Source organism: Streptomyces sp. NPDC041940 (assembly GCF_055589465.1).
In genome coordinates this window covers 261,281-276,689 of sequence record NZ_JBVJBP010000004.1, presented here as the reverse complement: position 1 = coordinate 276,689, position 15,409 = coordinate 261,281, and the positions used below count along the sequence as shown (strand labels likewise).

Annotated in this window: 18 protein-coding genes and 1 pseudogene; 11 read left to right on the top strand and 8 right to left on the bottom strand. The window is 69.7% G+C overall.

The features are described 5' to 3' along the window. Positions 1-244: 244 nt before the first annotated feature. Positions 245-1,582 (top strand): D-inositol-3-phosphate glycosyltransferase, encoded by a 1,338-nt coding sequence (mshA, locus tag ACZ6I3_RS10620; RefSeq protein WP_469413543.1) that lies wholly within the window; start codon positions 245-247, stop codon positions 1,580-1,582. Continuing rightward, the gene (locus ACZ6I3_RS10615) at positions 1,575-2,090 is read left to right on the top strand and encodes a type III secretion system chaperone family protein (protein ID WP_469413542.1); all 516 of its coding nucleotides are present in this window, start codon (positions 1,575-1,577) and stop codon (positions 2,088-2,090) included. The genes mshA and ACZ6I3_RS10615 overlap by 8 nt, the downstream gene beginning before the upstream one ends. Here the strand turns inward: ACZ6I3_RS10615 and ACZ6I3_RS10610 are convergent. Further along, positions 2,087-2,896 (bottom strand): helix-turn-helix domain-containing protein, encoded by an 810-nt coding sequence (locus ACZ6I3_RS10610; RefSeq protein ID WP_469413540.1) that lies wholly within the window; start codon positions 2,894-2,896, stop codon positions 2,087-2,089. The two genes, ACZ6I3_RS10615 and ACZ6I3_RS10610, sit on opposite strands and share 4 nt — an antisense overlap. A 49-nt stretch (positions 2,897-2,945) precedes the next feature. Between ACZ6I3_RS10610 and ACZ6I3_RS10605 the strand changes: the two genes are divergently transcribed. Further along, the gene (locus tag ACZ6I3_RS10605) at positions 2,946-3,401 is read left to right on the top strand and encodes a DUF2000 family protein (protein ID WP_469413538.1); all 456 of its coding nucleotides are present in this window, start codon (positions 2,946-2,948) and stop codon (positions 3,399-3,401) included. A gap of 55 nt (positions 3,402-3,456) precedes the next feature. On the opposite strand, the gene ACZ6I3_RS10600 is transcribed toward ACZ6I3_RS10605, so the two are convergent. Further along, positions 3,457-3,894, bottom strand: coding sequence for a nuclear transport factor 2 family protein (locus ACZ6I3_RS10600; protein WP_469413536.1), 438 nt, complete (start codon positions 3,892-3,894; stop codon positions 3,457-3,459). A gap of 108 nt (positions 3,895-4,002) precedes the next feature. Then, positions 4,003-4,614, bottom strand: coding sequence for a DinB family protein (locus ACZ6I3_RS10595; RefSeq protein WP_469413534.1), 612 nt, complete (start codon positions 4,612-4,614; stop codon positions 4,003-4,005). Between the two features lie 345 nt (positions 4,615-4,959). On the opposite strand from ACZ6I3_RS10595, the gene ACZ6I3_RS10590 reads away from it, so the two are divergent. The 3 genes and pseudogenes from ACZ6I3_RS10590 (at position 4,960) to ACZ6I3_RS10580 (ending at position 6,896) form a co-directional block, all read left to right on the top strand. Beyond that, the gene (locus ACZ6I3_RS10590) at positions 4,960-5,406 is read left to right on the top strand and encodes a hypothetical protein (protein WP_469413532.1); all 447 of its coding nucleotides are present in this window, start codon (positions 4,960-4,962) and stop codon (positions 5,404-5,406) included. Between the two features lie 53 nt (positions 5,407-5,459). Continuing rightward, a pseudogene (locus tag ACZ6I3_RS10585) lies at positions 5,460-6,361 on the top strand (IS5 family transposase). Between the two features lie 76 nt (positions 6,362-6,437). Then, complete coding sequence (locus ACZ6I3_RS10580) at positions 6,438-6,896, top strand: VOC family protein (protein WP_399018434.1); 459 nt, start codon at positions 6,438-6,440, stop codon at positions 6,894-6,896. 35 nt (positions 6,897-6,931) lie between these two features. Here the strand turns inward: ACZ6I3_RS10580 and ACZ6I3_RS10575 are convergent, their stop codons facing one another. Next, positions 6,932-8,179 (bottom strand): helix-turn-helix domain-containing protein, encoded by a 1,248-nt coding sequence (locus ACZ6I3_RS10575; RefSeq protein ID WP_469413530.1) that lies wholly within the window; start codon positions 8,177-8,179, stop codon positions 6,932-6,934. Positions 8,180-8,322: 143 nt separating this feature from the next. Between ACZ6I3_RS10575 and ACZ6I3_RS10570 the strand changes: the two genes are divergently transcribed. Both ACZ6I3_RS10570 and ACZ6I3_RS10565 read left to right on the top strand, forming a co-directional pair. After that, positions 8,323-8,856, top strand: a complete 534-nt coding sequence (locus ACZ6I3_RS10570) for a hypothetical protein (RefSeq protein ID WP_469413528.1) — start codon at positions 8,323-8,325, stop codon at positions 8,854-8,856. Continuing rightward, positions 8,853-9,374: a DUF6415 family natural product biosynthesis protein gene (locus ACZ6I3_RS10565; RefSeq protein ID WP_469413526.1), complete on the top strand. Its 522-nt coding sequence runs from the start codon at positions 8,853-8,855 to the stop codon at positions 9,372-9,374. The genes ACZ6I3_RS10570 and ACZ6I3_RS10565 overlap by 4 nt, the downstream gene beginning before the upstream one ends. A gap of 88 nt (positions 9,375-9,462) precedes the next feature. Here ACZ6I3_RS10565 and ACZ6I3_RS10560 read toward each other — a convergent pair whose 3' ends face one another. Next, complete coding sequence (locus ACZ6I3_RS10560; RefSeq protein ID WP_469413525.1) at positions 9,463-10,224, bottom strand: phosphoglyceromutase; 762 nt, start codon at positions 10,222-10,224, stop codon at positions 9,463-9,465. A 162-nt stretch (positions 10,225-10,386) separates the two neighbouring features. Here ACZ6I3_RS10560 and ACZ6I3_RS10555 point away from each other — a divergent pair, with 162 nt between their 5' ends. Further along, positions 10,387-11,712: an MDR family MFS transporter gene (locus tag ACZ6I3_RS10555; protein WP_469413523.1), complete on the top strand. Its 1,326-nt coding sequence runs from the start codon at positions 10,387-10,389 to the stop codon at positions 11,710-11,712. A gap of 85 nt (positions 11,713-11,797) precedes the next feature. Here ACZ6I3_RS10555 and ACZ6I3_RS10550 read toward each other — a convergent pair whose 3' ends face one another. From ACZ6I3_RS10550 to phoU, 3 genes are all read right to left on the bottom strand, one after another. Next, positions 11,798-12,049: an SCO4226 family nickel-binding protein gene (locus ACZ6I3_RS10550; protein WP_382590722.1), complete on the bottom strand. Its 252-nt coding sequence runs from the start codon at positions 12,047-12,049 to the stop codon at positions 11,798-11,800. Positions 12,050-12,175: 126 nt separating this feature from the next. Continuing rightward, the gene (locus ACZ6I3_RS10545) at positions 12,176-12,331 is read right to left on the bottom strand and encodes a hypothetical protein (RefSeq protein ID WP_215120614.1); all 156 of its coding nucleotides are present in this window, start codon (positions 12,329-12,331) and stop codon (positions 12,176-12,178) included. Positions 12,332-12,463: 132 nt separating this feature from the next. Next, positions 12,464-13,168 (bottom strand): phosphate signaling complex protein PhoU, encoded by a 705-nt coding sequence (phoU, locus tag ACZ6I3_RS10540; protein ID WP_469413520.1) that lies wholly within the window; start codon positions 13,166-13,168, stop codon positions 12,464-12,466. 264 nt (positions 13,169-13,432) lie between these two features. On the opposite strand from phoU, the gene phoR reads away from it, so the two are divergent. Beyond that, positions 13,433-14,725, top strand: coding sequence for a two-component system sensor histidine kinase PhoR (phoR, locus tag ACZ6I3_RS10535; RefSeq protein WP_469413519.1), 1,293 nt, complete (start codon positions 13,433-13,435; stop codon positions 14,723-14,725). Next, complete coding sequence (gene phoP, locus ACZ6I3_RS10530; RefSeq protein WP_004929857.1) at positions 14,722-15,402, top strand: two-component system response regulator PhoP; 681 nt, start codon at positions 14,722-14,724, stop codon at positions 15,400-15,402. Before phoR ends, phoP begins: the two co-directional genes overlap by 4 nt. The last annotated feature ends 7 nt before the right edge of the window (positions 15,403-15,409 follow it).

Below are 15,409 nucleotides of genomic sequence, written 5' to 3'. Positions count from 1 at the left end.
CTCCCGGGCCCGGCGGGCAAGGGAGCCCGTCCGGGGCCCATCCGGAGCCCATCCGGAGCCCTGCGGGGAAGCCCTTCGGGAGCTCCACGCCCTCGAACGGTTGAGCGGTGAGCGGTAATGATTCGGTAAAAGTCGCGAACAGGGAATCGAACGGGGAAATGGAGCGCCCCCCTCCGGTGTTCAGTCCCGTGCAGGGCACAGCGCGTCCTGCGCGAGGCATGCCCGGAGCGAGGAGGAACGCCACGTGAGCCAGTACATCGGCAGGCTCGGGCGGCGCTCCGCGTCCGCGCCCGCGCGTCTGAGGCTGCACCGCAGGCCCCGCCGGGTGGCCATGCTCTCCGTGCACACCTCCCCGCTCCACCAGCCGGGCACCGGCGACGCCGGCGGCATGAACGTCTACATCGTGGAGCTCGCGCAGCGCCTCGCCGCGCAGGGCGTCGAGGTGGAGATCTTCACGCGCGCGACCGCGGCCGCCCTCCCGCCGACCGTCGAGCTGGCCCCCGGCGTCCTCGTCCGGCACATCGACGCCGGCCCCTACGAGGGCCTCAACAAGGAGGACCTCCCGGCCCAGCTGTGCGCCTTCACCCACGGCGTCATGCAGGCCTGGGCCGGTCACCGCCCCGGCCACTACGACCTGGTCCACTCCCACTACTGGCTCTCCGGCCACGTCGGCTGGCTCGCCGCCCAGCGCTGGGGCGTCCCCCTGGTGCACGCCATGCACACCATGGCCAAGGTCAAGAACGCCAACCTGGCCGACGGCGACAGCCCCGAGCCGGCCGCCCGCGTCATCGGCGAGACCCAGATCGTCTCCGCCGCCGACCGCCTCATCGCCAACACCACCGAAGAGGCCGACGAACTGGCACGGCACTACGCGGCCGACCCCGACAAACTCGCCGTGGTCCACCCCGGCGTGAACCTGACCCGCTTCTCGCCCGCCGACGGCCGTGCCGCCGCCCGCGCCCGTCTCGGCCTGCCCCAGGACGCGCTGATCCCGCTCTTCGCGGGCCGCATCCAGCCCCTGAAGGCCCCCGACGTGCTGCTGCGGGCCGTAGCCGTCCTCCTCGACGAGCGCCCCGAGCTGCGCTCGCGCATCCTCGTCCCCGTCGTCGGCGGCCCCAGCGGCAGCGGCCTCGCCAAGCCCGAGGGCCTGCAGAAGCTCGCCGCCCGCCTCGGCGTCGCGGACGTCGTACGGTTCCGCCCGCCGGTCGGCCAGGAACAGCTCGCGGACTGGTTCCGCGCCGCCTCCCTCCTGGTCATGCCCTCCTACAGCGAGTCCTTCGGCCTGGTCGCCATAGAGGCCCAGGCGGCGGGCACTCCGGTGCTGGCGGCATCGGTCGGCGGCTTGCCGGTAGCCGTCCGCGACGGACACACCGGCTTCCTCGTACGCGGCCACAATCCCGCCGACTACGCGCGCGTGCTGCGCGACTTCGCGGACGACCCGCACCTGGCGTCCCGTATGGGCGCGCAGGCGGCCCGCCACGCCCAGTCCTTCGGCTGGGACACCGCGGCCGCCGCCACGGCGGACGTCTACACGGCCGCGATGCAGGCGCACCGCCGTCGCGTACGCTCGCACCATGGGTGACACCGGTCAGGAACAGCGCGCGGCACAGGTCATCGAGGGAGTGCTGAAGGACGCCGACCTGGAGTGGGAGAACCCCGAGCCCGGCACGTACGTCGCGCAGCTCCCCGGCACCCGCAAGCTCAAGACCACGCTCTCCCTGCTCGTCGGCCGCCACTCCCTCTCCCTGAACGCCTTCGTCATCCGCCACCCCGACGAGAACGAACCGGCCGTCCACCGCTGGCTGCTGGAACGCAACCTCAAGCTCTACGGCGTGAGTTACGCCGTCGACCGGCACGGCGACATCTACGTCACCGGGCGGCTCTCCCTCGCCGCCGTCACCGCCGACGAACTGGACCGCCTGCTGGGCCAGGTCCTGGAAGCGGCGGACGGCAGCTTCAACACCCTTCTGGAGCTGGGCTTCGCCTCGGCGATCCGCAAGGAGTACGAGTGGCGGGTGTCCCGGGGGGAGTCGACGCGCAACCTGGACGCGTTCGCGCACCTCACCCAGCGCCCTGCGGACACGGCCTAGCCGATGGCCGCCCTGTAACGCCCGGGCGGTACCCCCACCAGCCTCCGGAAGTGCCGCGTGAGGTGCGACTGGTCGTAGAACCCGGTCGCCACCGCCACCTCGCTCGGCGTCCGCCCCTCCAGCAGCAGCCGCCGGGCGCGGCCCACGCGCAGTGACGTCAGGTACTGGTGCGGGGCGATGCCGTAAGCGGCACTGAACGCCCGTACGAGATGGGCCGGATGGGCGCCGACGAGCGCCGAGGCCTCACGGAGCTCCATCCCCTCGACGACCCGCTCGTCCAGCAGTTCGCGCAGCCGGCGTGCGAGGACGGGATCGGCGGCCCGTGGGGCGGCGGGGTCGCCCCGCAGATGCCCGCGCAGCCGCTCCCCGACGAACAGCAGCCTGCTCTCGGCCTCCAGCTCCTCACCGGGCCGCACCAGCGTGCCGTGCAACTGCCCGACGCGCCGCCGCAACAGCGGATCGCGCAGGTCGGGATGGTCGACGGCGGCCCCGATGAGCTCGTCCCCGAGATACGTCCCGTCGAGATACAACACCCGCTTGCGGAAGCCCTCCGCGGTGACGGGAGAGCCGTTGTGCGGCACGTGCGGCGGCAGCAGCGACACGGTGTCGTGCGGCGTGCCGTGCTCGTGCCGGTCGAGGTCGTACCGCACGGCGCCGGTGTCGACGATCAGCAGCGTCCAGGCCTCGTGGACGTGCATCGGATACGCGTACTCGGTGAAGCGGGCGTGGAAGACCTCGACGACACCCGCGACGGGGGGCCGCCAGGCGGAGACGGTCCGGGAGGGCCGGGAGGACTCGGAGGCCATGCAAAAAACGTACAAGACCCCGGCGGGGACGGCCCGGCAGGCTCGCATCATGAACACCGAACCACCCCCCGGGCCGGTCGAGCCGGTCGAGCCGATCCGCTTCGACACGAAGATCGCCGTGCTGCTGCGCGCGGACCTGGAGCAGTGGCAGCGCCTCAACGTCACATCGTTCCTGGTCAGCGGCCTGGGAACGCAGCTCCCCGAGGTGATCGGCGAACCGTACGAGGACGCCGACGGCGTGCCCTACCTGCCGATGTTCCGCCAGCCGGTCATGGTCTTCGAGGCCACGAAGGAAACCCTGACCACGGCCCACATCAAGGCCCTGTCCCGCTCCCTCCCCCGCGCGATCTTCACGTCCGACCTGTTCGCTACGGGCAACGACCGCGACAACCGCGCGGCGGTGCGGGCGGTACCGACGGGGGACCTGGACCTGGTCGGCCTCCTCGTCCACGGCCCGAAGAACGCGGTGGACAAGGTGGTGAAGGGGGCGCGGATGCACCCGTGAGCCGACACGGTCGGCACCTCCCGAGGTGCGCGCCAGGGCGACGGGCCGGGTTCGATCAAGGGGTGCAGGCCTCGGCGATCGACAAGCTGTTCTCATACAGATGGTGCCGCGTGATCCGCCCGCCCTCGACGGTGAGCCGCAACGCGAACGGCCCCTCGAAGGACTTCCCTGTGGCCCGTACGGTCCCCGCCAAATACCCCGTCAACACGGCGTCGGCGCCGTCCACGAGAAAGGCGTCGACGGAGGCGCGGGCGTCCTCAGGCACGGTGTACTCAGCCAACTCCGCGCCCTGTGCTGCACACTCGGCGCCAGTGGACCGGGGCCGTATCCACGGAACACCGGGATTCTCGGCGAGCACCCAGTCGACCTCGTCGGCGAAGATCTCCGTCAGCCGCCCGGTGTCCCCGGCGAGCCGGGCTGCGAGGAACTCCTCGACGACGGCTCGGGTGGTTTCGGCGGAAGTCGGTTTCATAGGGCTGGACTTGACGAACATGGCACTCTCCTCGCTCCGCTGCCGTCTGGACACGTCCGATCCTGCCGGGAGAGGGAGGAGCGGTCGATTACCCGAGGGGTCATGACCGCCCACCAAGGCCAGACATCGCTACTGCCCGACGCGCCCGTCGATCGACTCACGCAGGAGATCGGCGTGACCGCAGTGCCGTGCGTACTCCGCGATGTGCGCCACCAGGACATCCCGCAACTGAAGCTGCCCACCGGGCTCAGGCCCGAGGTCGGAGAACCCGGCGTTCGTACTGGCGAGGTCGGTGACGCCACCCAGGTACCGATCAGTGCGCTCCACCTCGCTACGCCACTGCCGCCAGGCATCCTCCACGACCCCCGGGTCGGCGACCGCGCCGTTCCAGTCCCCGTCCCGGTCCTCATCGGTCCGATACAGCTTCGGCGCGTCCTCACCGGCCATCACCCGCCGAAAATGCCGCTCATCCTCGGTCATGTGCCGCACCAGCCCGAGCAGGGACATCGTGGACGGCGGCACGGACCGCCGAGCCATCTGCTCGGCATCCAGCCCCGCACACTTCATCTCCAGGGTCAGTCGATAGTGACGCAGGCTCTCGAGCAGGGCGCTGCGCTCATCGACGACTTCGGTGCCGCTCTCGCGGGGGTCATCGTCCGGATCAACCCACATGTCGGAATAGACGGTCGCCTGCGTCCACCGAGCCGCGGCTCGTTCACGGGTGTGCTCATCCGAGACCATGGGGGGCATGGTGTACCGGCCCGCAACGGCTCCGCCACCGAATATCGGGCATCCAGACCTACGGCAGGACGGGGCACACGAGACTCCGGCTGTACGCCTGTGCCCGGACGAATGGCTGGCAGACCTCGACATCGACACGTTCGACGAACAGCCCCGATCACTCGCGAGATGCTTGAACACCACGTAGAGCTGTTCGAGCCCCGAGCCGTGCTGAACTCGCCCTGTTCGACAACGCCGTGGTGGCCAAGGGGTTTTGGAAGGTGGCCGTCAGGGATGCCTGCTCCATCTCGGTGGTATCAGTCTCGCGCAGAGCATGCTCACCAACGTCGATCAACGGGGGCTTACATGGCGACGCAACCGAGTTCGGACGATCGCCTCATCATGTATCAAGTGGTCGCAGCCCGGCATGTGGGCCTCGACCAGATGGTCTGGCAGGTCCCCGGTATCGCCCTCACTGCCCAGGCGTTCTTGATGACGATCGGCCTCGGGCCCGGCTCTGGTCAACTCGCGCGCCTCACATCGGGGCTTCTCTCCGTAGTGGTCGCGCTCCTGTCTGTTGAGCTCCTGATGAGGCACCGACTCAGTGCGACTGCGGATGCTGTTTGGCTGGAGAGGTTCGAGCGCGACCAGGGGTGGGAGGTGCTTCACCGGCCTTTGAACGACCGGTGTAGCCAGCTCGGCGTGCGTGTTCCGCGTTTGGCCCGTCTTCGTGCCTACCCCGTATGGATCGCCGGGCTCTCGACCTTCGGCCTCGTTGGTGCTGGCATCGCGGTCAACGCGCTCGTTGGCTAGGGGCTGTCCGGCGGATCATGTGACCGGTCTGGGGTCGGCTCGTTGGCATGTCCATGGGGCGGGGAGATCTGTCGAACGATGAATGGGTCCGGTTGAGGCCACATCTGCCGAAGTCCGGCAAGCGGGGCGGTCGTTGGGCGAGCCATCGCAGGATCATCAACGGGATCCTGTACCGGAACCGCACCGGTGTGCCGTGGCGGGATCTGCCTGCGCGTTTCGGCAAGTGGAAGACCGTGTACGAGAGGCACCGACGCTGGTCGGCGGACGGCACCTGAGACAGGCTCTTCGCGGCCGTCCTGGCGGACGCCGACGCCGAGGGCCGCATCGACTGGTCGATGGTGAGTGTGGACTCCACCTCCTGCCGGGCCCACCAGCACGCCGCCGGAGCCCGCAAGAGACGCCCGCGGGTGTCGGGAAAAGAACAACGCCCCGGCAGCACCGCCCCGATGAGGGACTCGGGCGCTCTCGGGGCGGCCTGACCTGCAAGATCCATCTCGCCGGGGAAGGCGGACGCCGCCCCCTGGCCTTGCTGATCACACCGGGCCAGTGGGGCGACGCCCCGCAGTTCACCCCCGTCATGGACCGCATCCGAGTGGGCCGTCTCGATGGCGGACGCCCGCGTACTCGGCCCGACCATGTCGGTGGGGACAAGGCGTATTCGTCCCGCCGTAACCGCCGCTACCTGCGGCGACGCCAGATCAAGCACACCATCCCCGAGCCGAAGAACCAGCGCGCCAACCGCCAAAGCCGAGGCAGCAGGGGCGGCCGGCCCACCGGCTTCGACGAGACGATCTACAAAAGGAGGAACGAAGTCGAGAGAACGATCAACGCCCTCAAGAACTCCCGAGCCGTGGCCACGAGATACGACAAACGCGCCTACATCTTCCACGGCACCATCACCCTCGCAGCGATCAGGCTGTGGCTTCGCACAGCTCCCTCATCGCCCGCCAATTGACCCACACTTGACCTCAAGTATGGTTCAGCTTCTACGTTCATGGTCATAGGCAAGAGCCCCCAAGGAGGCAGTCTCCATGACCACGAACGCCATTCCCGAGACCTACCGCAACGCTGTCGTCGCCCACATCATGGTCGATGGCGCCGCGAACGCGATCGACTTCTACACCCGAGCATTCGGTGCCACCGAGCTGTTCCGCCTCGGCGGCCCCGACGGACGCATCGTGCACGCCGAAGTCACGATTCACGGTTCCACCGTCATGCTGGGCGACGCCGAGGGGCCACTCTTCAGCGCACCGACGGCCATCGGCGGCACCACTGTGGGCCTGCACGTCTTCGTCGATGACGTCGATGCGCTGGCGCAACAAGCCACCGCGGCTGGTGCGGAACTCCTGCAACCACCGACCGATCAGTTCCATGGCGACCGCACGGCCATATTGAAGGACCCCTATGGCCACGTCTGGGTCTTCCTCACCCATCTGGAGGACCTCACGCCGGACGAGGTGGCCCGCCGAGCCGGGGAACTCGTCCTCTGAACGATGATCCGCCGGACAGGCCCTAGCCGTCCTTCTCAGTCGTGCTCTCGCAATGCGGCGACCAGTTGGTGCCCTTCCCCGGCTCCGCGTCGCAGGAGAACCGCCGCTGTGGTGTGGAGTTCGTTCCAGGAATGAGGACGGCCGACCTCTGAGGCTTCGGGAACGGCCTTCGTGGCTACTGCGAGTGCCTGTGCTGCTTCACCGGCGCCGGCGAAGGCGTGTGCGAGGCAGGACCGGTACCAGGTTCTGTCGCGTCGGTAGTCGTCCGGCAGGGCGTTCAGGCCGGTGGTGAGGTGGGTGATGCCTGTCTGCCAGTTCCGTAGGTGCAGTGCGGCCATGCCGCGTTGCAGGGTGAACCAGGTTTCGCCGTAGAAGTACATCCACGGGGGCTCGTCCTCGGGGTGCTCGGCGGCCCGGCTGATGAGGGTCTGGGCGTCGTCCAGGTGGCGTTCGGCGCTGTCGGCGTCGCCGTTGAGGGCGTGGCCGCGGGCGGTCATCTGGGCGGCCATGCCCTGGACGCCGAGGGATGTGCCGGGGGCGGACCAGCGGGCGGCTTCGGCGAGCCGTACGCAGCGGGTGCCGCGGCCGCCGGACCAGGCCATGTGGGCCTTCATGCTGAGGGTGGTCGCGGCCATGTTGGCGTCGCCGGCTTCCAGGGCCCATTCGTGGCTGCGGTCGTACCAGGCCAGTGCGGCGGCCGTCTGGCCTTGGTCCTGGGCCATCCAGGCGAGGAATTGGGCGTGTTCGGAGGCAAGGCGCACCACACGGTCGGCGAGCGGGCCGCGGGCGGCGGCGTAGAGGTCGACGACGGTGTGGAGTTGTCGGCGCATCACCTCGACGAGGGGGCGGGAGCCGATCACGTCCTCTGCGCGGCGGTGTTCGGCGAGCAGGCGGTCCAGCCAGTCCAGGGTGGGGGCGTCCACGCGGTGTGTTGTGTCGACGACGCTCGTGACGCGGGCCAGGAGGTCTTCGTCGGGTCCGGGGCCGGCGAGGGAGAGTGCGGGGACCGGTGCCGTGTTCGGGTGCTCCGGTGAAGTGTGCAGGAACGGTGGGATATCGAGCCCGGCCGTGATGCGCTGCCGCACCTCGAGCGAGGTCACCCGGCGCCGTCCGCGTTCGATGTCGGAGACGTCGGGTTGGACCAGGCCGACGAGTTCACCGAGCTTGGTCTGGCTGAGGCCGGTGAGCTTGCGGTAGGTGCGGAAGACCTGGCCCCAGTCTTCGTCGGTGACCGCTGAGGCGAGTGCGGGATGGGACCAGAGGTCCGTGTGGAATTCCCCCATAGCTCCAATATAGGGCGCTCCTATAGGGCTTGGGATGGGAGCGATCGGCGTCTGGCGGAAGGGTCTTCCTGCAAGGACCCCGGCGACCGTGCGACCGTGCGACCGGTCCCGGGGCGTGGCCAACGCTGCTGAGGAGCGCCGACATGACAGAGATTAGGTTCCAGGGGGTTTCCTGCCCATCCCCGGCGGGTTCGCCGGGTTGTGGGACGGTCGAGCGGTGGCTGGCATCGGCCCATCCGTCACCGGACACCGCGCGTGGAGAGTGGAACGGTGCCGCCGAGCTCGCCGTGATTCCGTTGGGGAGGGTCTTCGAGGCGGTGCGTCTGCCCGAGCTAGTCGTGCACCGGGCGGTCGCGAGCGCGGATCGGGACACGGTGAGCGATCGGCTGGCCCGATGTCTCAGCGGTGCCCCGGTCATTCACGATCCGGGCTTCCGCCGCTACTACGCCCTCGTACCACCCGGCACCGCACAGATGTGGTGCGCGCCGGTCGCGGAGTGCCTGGGCGAGGGCACGTACCTCGGAGTGCCGCGAGCCGACCGCACCACATTCGATGAGCAGACACGGGCGTCCTACTGGGCTGTGCCCCTCCTCCGGCCCGGGCGACTGGGCATGGCGGTCGACGTGCTGGCTCTCGCGATGGCGGGTCGTTGCCTCGGTGACGAGGACGAGTCATGACCGCGCCGCCGCTGGACCTCGAGACCATGCGCGCCAGCGCGGACCGCTTCCTCGGGAGCAACGCTGAGGTGCCGTCTCCAGAAGGGCTGGAGACGCTGACGCTCCAACTGCACGGACACCTCATGCTGACCATTCCCGAGGTCGAAACGGCGGCGCTGGCCATGCCCGAGGACAGCGTGGTGCGGGCCTGTGCGCTCTCCTGCGTGGGGGAGGCCCGCCTGCGGCTGAGCGCTCAGCCCGGCCGCGATCCGTCTGCCCGGGCCCGGACCGCTCACGCGCAACGCCTCGCCCGTTCCGTCCTCGCCCTGTGCGACCACTACGAGAACGAGGACCACCAGTGCCCGAAGGCCCCCGAGCGAGCCGCGTACCTGCGCATGCTGCTGCACTGCCCCGCATGCCAGGACTGTCGGATCGTGGATGACAACGGCGAGACCGTCGGCAGCTGCGTGACCGGGGACCGGCTCTACGAGGAGTACCGGCAGGCCCGGCGCAGCCGTGTCCTCGGAAGCGGCCTCTGAGGGCCCAGAGACGACCCGCCCTCACCAGAAAGCCCCCACCCCGCGAACAAACCGCAGGTCGGGGGCCTAAAGGGCAAAAGGGCGTGAGCTACTTCTTCTTCCCCTGGTTCTTGACCGCCTCAATGGCCGCCGCAGCCGCCTCAGGGTCCAGGTACGTCCCCCCCGGCTTCACCGGCTTGAACTCCGAGTCGAGTTCGTACGACAGCGGGATGCCCGTCGGGATGTTGAGGCCCGCGATGTTCTCGTCGGAGATGCCGTCCAGGTGCTTGACCAGGGCGCGCAGCGAGTTTCCGTGGGCCGCGACCAGGACCGTGCGGCCGGTCAGGAGGTCGGGGACGATCGCGTCGAACCAGTAGGGGAGCATGCGGTTGACGACGTCCTTGAGGCACTCCGTCTGCGGGCGCAGCTCCGGCGGGAGAGTCGCGTAGCGCGGGTCGGAGAACTGGGAGTACTCGGCGTCGACGTCCAGCGCCGGGGGCGGGGTGTCGTAGGACCGGCGCCACAGCATGAACTGCTCCTCGCCGAACTCGGCGAGCGTCTGCGCCTTGTCCTTGCCCTGCAGCGCGCCGTAGTGGCGCTCGTTCAGGCGCCAGCTGCGGTGGACCGGGATCCAGAGGCGGTCGGCGGACTCCAGGGAGAGCTGCGCCGTGCGGATGGCGCGCTTCTGGAGGGACGTGTGCACGACGTCGGGGAGCAGGCCGGCGTCCTTGAGCAGCTCGCCGCCGCGCGTCGCCTCCTTCTCGCCCTTCGCGGTGAGGTTGACGTCCACCCAGCCGGTGAACAGGTTCTTCTCGTTCCACTCGCTCTCGCCGTGGCGGAGGAGGATCAGCTTGTACGGTGCGTCGGCCATGCCCCAGAGCGTAATCCACGCATTCGCCCGTTCGCGTGGCTGCCCGGCAGGCGGACGCTTGACCGGATCCGTTAATCGAGTGGCCGCCGTCAAGCAGCCGCTCGTAATTTGTGACTCCTACGTGCGCCACTTACGCGCGGCCAGTCACATCCGGGGGAGTCCATGCCGTACGCCGTCCGCGCCAGACGTGCTGTCCAGGAGACCGTCTCGGGGCTACCCCGTGAGTTCTGGTGGCTGTGGACCAGCACCCTCGTCAACCGGCTCGGCGCCTTCGTCGCCACCTTCATGGCGCTGTACCTGACGCTCGACCGCGGCTACTCCGCCACGTACGCCGGTCTGGTCGCCGCCCTGCACGGGCTCGGCGGAGTGATCTCCTCGCTGGGGGGCGGGGTGATGACCGACCGGCTGGGCCGGCGGCCGACGCTGCTCGTCGCCCAGGCCTCGACCGCCGTGTCCGTCGCGCTCCTCGGGTTCGTGCGCGACCCGGTCGCGATCGCCGGTGTCTCCTTCCTCGTGGGCATGGCGAGCAACGCCTCCCGGCCGGCCGTGCAGGCGATGATGGCGGACATCGTGCGGCCCGAGGACCGTATCCGCGCCTTCTCCTTGAACTACTGGGCCATCAACCTCGGCTTCGCCGTGTCCACCATGGCCGCGGGGTTCATCGCCGAGGTCAGCTACCGCGCCGGGTTCCTGGTCGAGGCCGGTATGACGATGGCCTGCGCGATCCTCGTCTTCCTGCGGCTGCCGGAGTCCAAGCCCGCCGCCGAGACGGCCGTCAGTGACAGGAGCGGTGCCCGGGACGACTCCGTCAGCCTCGGCACCGTGCTGCGCGACGGGCGCTTCATGAGCGTCGTCGGGCTGTCCTTCCTCGTCGCGCTGATCTTCCAGCAGGGGTCGGTGGGGCTGCCGGTGGCGATGGGGGAGGCCGGGTTCACGCCGGTCGAGTACGGGGCGGCGATCGCCGTCAACGGCGTACTGATCGTCGTCCTGCAGATTCCCGTCACGCGGTTCATCGAGCACCGCGACCCCCGCCGGCTGCTCGTCATCTCCTCGCTCCTCGCGGGGTACGGCTTCGCGCTCACCGCCTTCGCCGGGTCGGTCGGCGCGATCGCCCTCACGGTGTGCGTGTGGACGCTGGCCGAGATCGTCAACGCCCCGACGCAGACCGGCCTGGTCGTCCGGCTGTCCCCGCTGCACGGCCGCGGCCGCTACCAGGGCATGTACACGATGTCCTGGTCCGTCGCCGCCCTCGTCGCCCCGCTGCTGTCCGGCTTCGTCATCGACCGGGTCGGGGCGGAGTGGATGTGGGGGCTGTGCGCGGTCGTCGGGACGGTGGCCGGGCTGGGGTACCAGGTGCTGATGCGGCGGCTGCCGCAAGAGATGACAGAGGAGAAGACGACGGAGGAGAAGGAGGAGAAGGAGGAGGAGAGGGAGCCTGCCGCGCAGGTCCTGGGGCCCGTCCCGGAGGGGTCCGCCTCCGGGACCTGATACCGGCCCGCGATGTTCCCGGTGGTGTGCGGCTACGGCGCGAGTTCTGCCGCCGGCCGCTCACCTCACCTCACCTCGCCTCACTTCACTGAATCGACAGCGGCACCGGATGGATCTCGTCGGCCTTGTGCCCGGCGCGCTCGTGAACGCGCTGGATGGCTTCGGCCGAGGGCGCCTCGGAGAGGCAGTAGACGTGGCCCGACTCCGGGTCCGCCCAGGCCTTCTCGAAGTGGACGCGCTCCTCGCCCTCTATGGCGAGGTCCGCGTTGTGGGCCTCACGCAGCTGCTCTTCCGTGATGCCCTTCATGCTGTGGTGGACATCCATGAACTTGGCCATGGCCCGCGCCTCCTTCCGTACGAACCCTCCCGTGAACCCTCCGGTTCCATGCTCCGCCCGTACGCGCACGCGGGCGACCTCAACGCCGTAGGGCCCCGGAGGCGAACCTCCGGGGCCCTACGGAATTCAGCCGCACTGGCAGGGGCTGCCCGACTGGCACCCGCAGCCGCAGCCCGAGCCGCAGCCGCACGCGGCGATCAGGGTCAGTTTCCTGATCTCGGCGGGCTGCTCGGTCTCGCGCTCCTGCGTGGGGTCGGGCGTGGTGCTGGGGGAATCGGCCATGGGTTCCTCCTCAGGGCTGGTGCCTGTGCCCAGGCTGGTGCCTGTGCCCATTGGATGCCCGTTCCGCTGGGCGCATCAACGGCGCATTGAGGCTTGCGCGCGCCCCGGCCGATCCTCACCCGCCCCCGGTCTTCAGGCGCTCTCCGCCTCCGTGGCCACCGCCTGGATCTCCGGCTGCACGTCCGTCTGGATCTCGTCGGCGTGCTCACCCGTCACCAGGTACACCACGCGCTTGGCGACCGAGACCGCGTGGTCGGCGAACCGCTCGTAGTAACGGCCCAGCAGCGTGACGTCCACGGCCGTCTCGATGCCGTGCTTCCAGCGGTCGTCCATCAGGTGCTGGAAGAGGGTGCGGTGCAGCAGGTCCATCTCGTCGTCGTCCTGCTCCAGCTGGAGCGCCAGGTCGACGTCCTTGGTGATGATCACCTCGGCGGCCTTGGCCATCAGGCGCTGGGCGAGCTGGCCCATCTCCAGGATGGTGGCGTGCAGGTCGCTCGGGACCGCGCGGTCCGGGTAGCGCAGGCGGGCGAGCTTCGCCACGTGCTGGGCGAGGTCGCCCGAGCGCTCCAGGTCGGCCGACATGCGCAGCGACGTGACGACGATGCGCAGGTCCGTCGCCACCGGCTGCTGCCGCGCCAGCAGGGCTATGGCCCGGGCCTCCAGGTCGTGCTGGAGCTCGTCGACCTTCTGGTCGGCCTCGATGACGGCCTCGGCCAGCTTCAGATCGGAGTCGAGCATGGCGGTGGTGGCGCGCCCGATCGCCGATCCGACCAGCCGGGCCATTTCCACCAGACTGTCGCTGATCGAGTCCAGTTCCTCGTGGTACGCGTCCCGCATCAGGCTTCCCTCTCGTGCGTCTGTGTCGGGGGTTCAAGGGCCGGGGCCCAGCGAACAGGCCGGGACCCACCGAACAACCGGCGGTACGACCGTCGTATTACCAACGGTCCGAACCCCACGCTCCCACGTTCTGGCCTGTACGCGTCCGTTTCCGTCATCCCAAATGAACCAATACTGGCTCCAAGGTGAACTCTGGGCGACGAGTGTTCGAGGTCGCACTCCGACGGCTGTGGCCCGTGCCCGAGCCATGCCTAACCTGGGTGCATGGACGTGAACGCGGCGGTCGCCGCAGTGGCAGCGATCGCCGGGGTGCTCACCGGTGTCATCGCCATGTTGGCGTTCCGGTGGAGCGAGCGCGAGCAGAAGCGCCCCACGCGTACCTCCCTGCACACGGACCCGGTGCTTCCGCCGGGCGTGGACACCGTCCTGTCGGTCCTCAGGTCCTCGGCCGTCGTGCTCGACGAGGCGGACGCGGTGGTCAAGGCGAGCTCGGCGGCGTACGCCCTCGGGCTGGTCCGCGGCGGCAAGCTCGCCGTCGAGCCGATGCTGCAGATGGCCCGGGACACCAGGCGCGACGGGGAGATACGCCAGGTGGAGCTGGACCTGCCGCGGCGCGGTACCGGACGCGGAGAGGCCCTGGCCGTCTCCGCGCGGGTCGCGCCGCTCGGCTCCCGGCTGGTGCTGCTGCTCGTCGAGGACCTCACCGAGGCCCGCCGGATCGAGGCGGTCCGGCGCGACTTCGTCGCCAACGTGAGCCACGAGCTGAAGACCCCGGTCGGTGCCCTCTCGCTGCTCTCCGAGGCCGTCATGGACGCCTCCGACGACCCCGAGGCCGTGGAGCGGTTCGCCGGACGCATGCAGATCGAGGCCACCCGGCTGACCAGCCTGGTGCAGGAACTCATCGACCTGTCGCGGGTGCAGAACGACGACCCGCTGGAGGACGCCGAGCCGGTCCGCGTCGACGAACTCGTCGCCGAGGCCATCGACCGCTGCCGGCACCAGGCCGGCACCAAACAGATCACCATGGCCGCGGGCGGCACCGCCGACCTGCACGTATGGGGAAACCGCGGCCAGCTCGCCGCCGCCCTCGGCAACCTCGTCGAGAACGCGGTCAACTACTCGCCCGCCCGCACCCGCGTCGGTATAGCGGCCCGTAGTGTGAACGCGTCCGGCGGGGACCACATCGAGATCGCCGTCACCGACCAGGGCATCGGCATCTCCGACAAGGACAAGGAGCGCATCTTCGAGCGCTTCTACCGCGTCGACCCCGCCCGCTCCCGTGCCACCGGCGGTACGGGACTGGGGCTGGCGATCGTGAAGCACGTGGCCGCCTCGCACGGCGGGGAGGTCTCCGTGTGGAGCGCCGAGAACCAGGGCTCCACCTTCACCCTGCGGCTGCCGGAGGCCGGTGCGGCCCGCGACCGCGCACATCAGCAGCCCGCCCGAGATGAACGCGCAGGAGGCGCGGGCCTCGACGAGGAGGCCGGGCGGTCCACCCCCACATCCCCCGAATCAACCGCGTACGAAACGCTTCCTGCCCCGGAGGTCCTTCCGTGACCCGAGTGCTCGTCGTCGAGGACGAGGAGTCCTTCTCCGACGCCCTGTCGTACATGCTCCGCAAGGAGGGCTTCGAGGTCGCGGTCGCGACCACGGGCCCCGACGGACTCGACGAGTTCGAGCGCAACGGCGCCGACCTCGTCCTCCTCGACCTGATGCTGCCCGGCCTGCCGGGCACCGAGGTGTGCCGCCAGCTGCGCGGCCGCTCCAACGTCCCCGTCATCATGGTGACCGCCAAGGACAGCGAGATCGACAAGGTCGTCGGCCTGGAGATAGGAGCCGATGACTACGTCACCAAGCCCTTCTCCTCGCGCGAGCTGGTCGCCCGTATCCGGGCCGTGCTGCGCCGCCGCGGCGAGCCCGAGGAGGTCACCCCGGCCGCGCTGGAGGCCGGCCCGGTCCGCATGGACGTCGACCGGCACGTGGTCACGGTCGGCGGCACCAAGGTCGACCTGCCGCTGAAGGAGTTCGACCTGCTGGAGATGCTGCTGCGCAACGCCGGGCGCGTCCTGACCCGCATGCAGCTCATCGACCGGGTCTGGGGCGCCGACTACGTCGGTGACACCAAGACTCTCGACGTCCACGTCAAGCGCCTGCGCGCCAAGATCGAGCCGGACCCGGGCGCCCCGCGCTACCTGGTGACGGTCCGCGGCCTGGGCTACAAGTTCGAGCCGTAAGCCGCAC